1 protein-coding gene is annotated in these 836 nt (G+C 39.2%); it reads right to left on the reverse strand.

All coding sequences use genetic code 11. The features are described from left to right. Positions 1–20: 20 nt before the first annotated feature. The coding region (locus RU87_RS09460) for an IS982-like element ISLll1 family transposase (RefSeq protein ID WP_096835859.1) at positions 21–836 on the reverse strand (816 nt) is incomplete at its 5' end.

The raw sequence follows: 836 nt of genomic DNA on the forward strand, positions 1-836 counted from the left end.
AAACCCGAATTGCTAGTTGATTATTTAGCCATGACTTGATACCCGATAGAATATCTTAAAGTCTCTGGTTCCAGTGATTTAGCTGATTTTAACAGTAAAGAATACGCTAAAAGTATCATCTCTAATTTCAATTGAAAACCTTGAGGCGAACGACTTTTACAACGCTCAGCTCCTAGATTTGTCAAAAAAGAGAAAACTCGCTCAATCACTTTTCTACGTTTTGAAAAATTAGGGAAAAGGATTTTCTTTTGCTTCATGTTCTTCCTGACAGGTGTAATTAGATCAATTCCTTCTAATTCCAGCCTATCATGCAGTGACTGACTTAGATATCCCATATCTCCAAGGACTGTTGGTGTCCCAAATTGACTCAACACTTCCTCGGTCATTGAACTATCTGCCATTGAAGCAGGAGTAATTGTGTAGTCTATGACGTAGCCTGATTCACTGACTAAAGCATGACATTTACATCCATAGAAGTACTGTCCCTTTGTAGCATTGTAGCCAACATTTGCATAATCTCGAAGAACTTTGCTTCTGAAATTACGAATAGGCTGACACAAAGGAATGGGGAAGCTGTCAATAATGGATACACTAATTCCTTCAACCTCTTTAAAGACGAGTGCTTGGCGAATGACTTGGATACTCGGTAAGAGGGCATTACAACGGCGGACAAAGCGAAAATATTCTAGGAAATTAGGAAATAAACTTTGAGCCAATTGGTGCTTAGCTTTAAGCGTTTCACTAAAATGCAGTACGCCCCATAGGTAACAAGCGATAACTAAGCAATCTGATGTTGCGAGATGGACGTTCTTTCGGTTTTGAACCTCAAGGGGAAC

This window comes from Pseudolactococcus plantarum (genome assembly GCF_002441715.1).
GTDB lineage: Bacteria > Bacillota > Bacilli > Lactobacillales > Streptococcaceae > Pseudolactococcus > Pseudolactococcus plantarum.